The 6,136-nt window shown below is 41.5% G+C and carries 6 protein-coding genes; all 6 read left to right on the top strand.

Annotation, left to right across the window (positions count from 1 at the left end):
* The first annotated feature begins 694 nt into the window (after positions 1-694).
* Positions 695-1,237, top strand: a complete 543-nt coding sequence (locus tag FH749_13115) for a sigma-70 family RNA polymerase sigma factor (protein ID MTI96394.1) — start codon at positions 695-697, stop codon at positions 1,235-1,237.
* A 64-nt stretch (positions 1,238-1,301) separates the two neighbouring features.
* Positions 1,302-2,084: a phage antirepressor gene (locus FH749_13110; GenBank protein MTI96393.1), complete on the top strand. Its 783-nt coding sequence runs from the start codon at positions 1,302-1,304 to the stop codon at positions 2,082-2,084.
* Between the two features lies 1 nt (position 2,085).
* A complete protein-coding gene (locus tag FH749_13105; GenBank protein MTI96392.1) occupies positions 2,086-2,520 on the top strand; it encodes a DUF4406 domain-containing protein in 435 nt (144 codons plus the stop codon).
* Positions 2,517-4,874 (top strand): hypothetical protein, encoded by a 2,358-nt coding sequence (locus FH749_13100; protein MTI96391.1) that lies wholly within the window; start codon positions 2,517-2,519, stop codon positions 4,872-4,874. The genes FH749_13105 and FH749_13100 overlap by 4 nt, the downstream gene beginning before the upstream one ends.
* Before the next feature lie 224 nt (positions 4,875-5,098).
* On the top strand, positions 5,099-5,380 hold the full coding sequence (locus FH749_13095) for a VRR-NUC domain-containing protein (protein MTI96390.1): 282 nt from the start codon (positions 5,099-5,101) through the stop codon (positions 5,378-5,380).
* Positions 5,361-6,136, top strand: a 776-nt coding sequence (locus FH749_13090; protein ID MTI96389.1) for an ATP-dependent helicase, incomplete at its 3' end; no start/stop codon positions are given. The genes FH749_13095 and FH749_13090, both read left to right, overlap by 20 nt.

Genomic DNA, 6,136 nt, shown 5'->3' with positions numbered 1-6,136 from the left:
ATATAATGACCATGGTTTTTGAGTTGGGACGCCCTGGTGCTGCTGTAATGGGTAGCACGCTAACGGGGCGTCCTTTCCTTTCATAAGATAAGGTCATTATACCTAGCAGTTGTTGGACAGGCAATACCGTCAACTTATGGGCTATATGGCTCAGCAAAAACAATATTCTATCATATATCTTTGCGAAAATCTACATTATGTTTACGAAAATGAATGATTGAATCCAATTTATGAAAGGAGGGAACGTAAATGGCAAAGCGAAATTCGAAGCAAACATCCAAGAGAGTTGCATCAAAAGCAAGCAAAATTCTTAACGATGGACGCTACAGCAAGAAAGCCAAGTCGGTTGCTGGAAGTGCTTTAAGTCAAACAAGACCAAGCAAGAAAAAGTAATTTCAGAACAAATGATAGGTAGCGACAGATTAGAATAATCAGCCTACCTATCTTCCCTAAGGGAGAAATCTATCCAGAGCGGTTATCGCTCAACAAAATCAATCTCAAAGTCCTAGTGCGCATACGGACGGCGGGATGCATAAGAGTTCAGAACACAGTAATAAAGACTGTGTTTGGAATGAAGATGCACCCACCGTTATTTCGTGTGCCCTTTTTTAGGACAAGCGGAGTCTGTGGTCATCTTCACCGCAGGCTCTTTTTGTATTCCGCCGCCCAATGACTAGGCGGAAAGGAATACTTTATGAAGATTCGAGTTTTATATGAAGACAACATCAAAAACGGTCACAAGAACTACACCACAATTGAAATTCCAGACGGAGATTACAGCGTCATGCTGGAAATCGACTATGAACAACGTCTTGCAGAAGCAAAGCCTGAAAAGAAGGCAGAGGTGAAACGCTGCGAGACTCTACAAGAAATGTTCGACCTCATGAACAACAAGGAATACAACCATTGGCGTCGCTACCATAGGCATCTTGGTAATCCCAAGACACCTTATCGAAAAGATGATGAGGTTGAAATAGATGTCATGGATACTTTCGCTGATAACTCTCAGGAGATAGAGCGCAATCACCAAGATGAGTACGAATCTGTCTGCCAATGGATACGCACCGTTCTTGGCAAAAAGCAGGACTGGGCAGATATGTTCATTGCAGTACGCATTGACGGTATGTCGATTCGAGAATATGCCAGTTCCATCGGTGTAAGTGAAAACAATATTACTCAGAAATTAAAGCGAGCCATAAAGAAATTAGAACAAGAATATAAAAACCGTCAGATTTGACCTTCTCCCAAGGCTACTAGGTAGGAGGTCAAGACCTCCAAAAAAACACAAGGAGGTAATTCGAATGGAATTACAAGTTTACAAAAATGCAGAGTTCGGCTCTGTACGTACTACAACGCTTGGCGGTCAACCTTATTTTGTAGGTAAGGATGTTGCTGATATTCTTGGCTATGCAAATACTCGCAAAGCTTTAATTGACCACATTGATGAAGAGGACAAGGATGACGTAACGATTCGTGACGCCATAGGAAGAAATCAAACGATGACTGCTATCAACGAATCCGGGCTGTACAGCCTCATCCTCTCAAGCAAAATGCCAAATGCTAAAAAGTTTAAGCGATGGGTCACCAATGAAGTCCTCCCTGCTATTCGCAAACATGGACTTTATGCAACAGACGATTTAATCGCAAATCCAGACCTTGCCATTGCTGCATTTACTGCATTAAAAGAAGAACGTGAAAAAAACAAGGAACTGATGGCGGCAGTTGCGATTGGTCAACAACAAATTGCTGAGATGAAACCCAAGGCTACTTATTATGATGTGGTTCTTAAATGCAGGGATGCAGTCAATATCTCTGTGATTGCTAAAGATTATGGCTGGAGTGCCATGCGTATGAACGAATACCTTCATGAAAAAGGGATTCAGTTTAAGCAAGGTGACATTTGGCTTCTTTATCAAAAGTATGCTCCCAATGGATATACCAAAACCAACACTCATATTTACGAAGATAGCAAAGGTATAAAGCATACGAAAGTGCATACCAAGTGGACGCAAAAAGGAAGACTTTTTATCTACGAACAATTAAAGGTGGATGGTATTTATCCGCAGATTGAGATGGAGGTGTGATATGGGAATCAATATGAACAACGCAGAAGGGTATCATGACCCAACTCCTCATAAAGCACTTAGCAATATCACTCGTGAGGAAAAGGCAGCAGCAAAAGCTGCCTTTAAGCCCCTTGTCTATATTTGCTCTCCATTTAGTGGCGATATAGAAAACAACAATAAGCGCACACGAGCATTTTGTCGTTTTGCTTTAGACAAGGGCAATATCCCGCTTGCTCCACATCTTATGTTTCCGCAATTCATGGATGATAACAATGAACAGGAACGTGACCAGGCTATTTTCATGGATATTATCCTGATGGGCAAATGCCAAGAGGTCTGGGTTCTAGGTGATGTGATTTCAAGAGGTATGAGTATTGAAATTGAAAAAGCAAAGAAACGCAGACAGCCGGTCAGATATTTTAATAAGGATTTTAAGGAGGTAGAGTCTCTATGAAGATAGCATACGGCAACAGCCGAATGGATAAGAAATGGAAAAACACAGACATCAGCTGGGAGGACTTCTGCTCCCGTGTTAAGACCACACAGCGTACCACAGAAACCGTAGAAGAATATCGAAAAATGAGAAAAGGTGGTCAAGATTCCATTAAAGATGTCGGAGGTTTTGTTGGCGGTCACTTAAAAGATGGTAGACGTAAAAAAGGGAATGTTCTATCACGCTCCATGCTCACCCTTGATATGGATTATGGCACAAGTACTATATGGGAAGAAATCTCTACCTTCTTCCCATATCAGTGTTGCATCTATTCTACTCATAAACATACTCCAGAAAATCCAAGACTAAGGCTGATTATTCCTCTCTTTCGTGATGTGGGAGAGGAAGAGTATGCTGCTGTTAGTCGCATGGTCGCAAAAGAAATCGGCATCGACCTTTTTGATGATACGACCTATGAACCGGAACGATTAATGTATTGGCCGTCTACTTCAAGAAACGGCATTTTTGTGTATGAAGAGAAAGATGGCTCCATTCTTGATCCTGATGAATTTCTAAATAAATACGATGATTGGCGAGACACCAGTACTTGGCCCGTATCCTCTAGGCAGTCAGAAGTACTTGATCGCTCATTAAAGGAACAAGCCGATCCACTTTCTAAAGAAGGTGTCATCGGTACTTTTTGCCGTACCTACTCAGTTAGCCGAGCGATTGATACGTTTTTAAATGATATATACGAGCCTTCAGTAATGGTTGGTCGATATGATTATATCCCGGCTGACTCCAGTGCAGGGGTTATCCTCTATGATGATAAGTTTGCCTATTCTCACCACGCAACAGATCCTGCAAGTGGGAGGCTGCTTAATGCTTTCGATCTTGTTCGTATTCATAAGTTTGGTCATTTAGATGATCGAGCGACAGAAAGCACACCTCCAAGTAAGTTACCATCCTTTATCAATATGTGCGAATTTGCCATCCAAGACGATGAAGTAAAAGCACAGTTTACGAAAGAGCGGATGGAACAGGCAACAATCGATTTTACTGAAGATAACTGGCAGACAGCACTTGAACTAGATAAGCAAGGAAAGATTAAGGACACCTTGGATAATATCGTTCTTATCATCCGCAACGATTCAGAACTAGAATCCATTGCCTTTAATAAGCACCGTGATGGAATCGATGCTAGAGATGGATTGCCTTGGGAACAGATGAAGGGTGGCTGGAATGATTCAGATAATGCAGCCCTTAAAGTTTATCTATCTAATAAATATGGCATCTACTCCCCAACCAAAACAAAGGACGCAATACTAGCAGTCGCAGCAGAGCGATCCTATCATCCTATAAAAGAATACCTGGATCATCTACCAGAGTGGGATGGAACCGATCGCGTTGAGACCTTACTGATTGATTATTTTAATGCAACAGATAATTCCTATACCAGAGCCGTTACTAGAAAAATGATGGTGGCAGCAGTCGCTAGAATTGTTCATCCTGGCACGAAATTCGACAGCGTTTTAATTCTGAATGGACCACAAGGCATCGGTAAGTCTACCTTCTTTGCAAAGCTTGCAGGCGATTGGTTTTCTGATAGTTTAACCCTCACGGATATGAAAGACAAAGCAGGCCCTGAAAAACTTCAAGGATACTGGATCTTAGAACTGGGCGAACTAGCTGGCATGCGAAAAACCGATGTGGAGGTTGTGAAATCCTTTATTTCAAGATCGGATGATAAATACCGTGCCAGTTATGGGGTGAATGTTGAAAGCCACCCACGTCAATGTATCATTGTCGGCTCTACCAATGCAGAAAGTGGATTTTTGCGAGACATCACGGGTAACCGAAGATTCTGGCCAGTGCGTATTAGTGGTGACGGTAAAAGAAAAGCATGGCAGATGTCCGTATACGATGTAGAGCAGATTTGGGCAGAAACTTTGGTGCTTTATGCCAAAGGTGAAAAGCTCTATTTAGAGGGCAGTGATGTAGAGTTGGCAACGAATGAGCAGGCAGATGCCATGGAAAGTGATGAGCGAGAAGGCCTTGTTCGCAGCTATCTCGATACGCTTTTACCCGATGATTGGAATGCCCTGTCCTTATACGAGCGAAGAAATTACCTAAACGGTAGTGAATTTGGTGGGGAATCCCGTGTTGGCACGGTAGAACGTACGATTGTTTGCAATATGGAAATTTGGTGTGAATGCTTTGGAAGGGATGCCTCCGCCATGAAGCCTGCGGACTCCTATGCCATTGCAGGCATTATGAAAAAGATTAATGGGTGGAACAAGTACCAAGGGAACAAGAACGGAACAAGTAATTTTCCCATTTACGGTAGGCAACGTTGTTACGAGAAGAATGAGTAAGGTCGTTCCTTGTTCTATGGTTGTTCCTTATGCTTGTTCTCTTAAAAACCCAGTCATTACCGACATTTTGGCTTTACTGGAATGAGTGGAACAAGAGTTTTACTACTTAGTAATAAATTAATAAATAGTAGTAGTAAAGCATCGTGAGCGTGTGTATGCGCGCGTATAGGAAAAAACGTTAAAAGTTGTGCTTGTTGTTCCTAATCAATTTATGGAGGTCATTTATGCAAGAAAAATATATAGAACAAAAACTGGTAGCGACAGTAAAAAGCATGGGAGGTATGGCCCCGAAATTTGTGAGTCCTGGTATAGATGGCATGCCTGATCGCATTGTATTACTTCCCATGGGAAGAATCGCCTTTGTCGAATGTAAGGCAACAGGGAAAAAGATGCGTCCTTTACAGAATAAAAGAAAGAAGCAATTAGAGGCATTAGGCTTTTTGGTCTATTGCCTGGATGATATAGAACAGATTGGAGGGATACTTAGTGAAATACAATCCACATGAATACCAAAGCTATGCTACTGAATTCATTTTATCCCATCCCATATCTGCAGTATTTCTTGAAATGGGTTTAGGTAAAAGTGTGATTACCTTATCCGCCATATTTGATCTGTGTTTGGATAGCTTTCTCGTTTGCAAGGTGTTAGTCATTGCTCCTTTAAGAGTAGCAAGAGATACATGGCCTGCTGAAATAAAAAAGTGGGATCACTTAAAAGGACTCTCTTATTCGGTGGCAGTAGGAACAGAAAAAGAAAGAATCGATGCCCTCAAGAAACAATCAACGGTATACATCATCAATCGTGAGAACGTGGATTGGTTGGTTCATAAAAGTGGTATTCCTTTTCATTTTGATATGGTAGTCATTGATGAGCTGTCATCCTTTAAGTCCTATGGTGCAAAGCGGTTTAAGAGTCTACTCAAAGTTAGACCCTCTGTAAAAAGAATAGTTGGTCTTACCGGCACTCCCTCCAGTAATGGATTGATGGATTTATGGGCAGAGTTTCGCATTCTTGATTTGGGTCAAAGGCTTGGACGCTACATCAGCCATTATCGAAACACCTATTTTAAGCCAGATAAGAGAAACGCACAGATTATATTTTCTTATAAACCACTGCCAGGTGCAGAAGAGGAAATCTACAAACAAATATCGGACATCACTATTTCTATGAAATCTACCGATTATCTCAAGATGCCTGAATATGTCAGTAATGAAGTGTTTGTCACTTTAAGTGAAAAAGAATGGAAAGTCTATTCAGATTT

This window comes from Bacillota bacterium (assembly GCA_009711825.1).
GTDB lineage: Bacteria > Bacillota > Proteinivoracia > UBA4975 > VEMY01 > VEMY01.
Note: the sequence above shows the minus strand (reverse complement) of the source record. Positions and strands in the feature narration are given on the sequence as shown.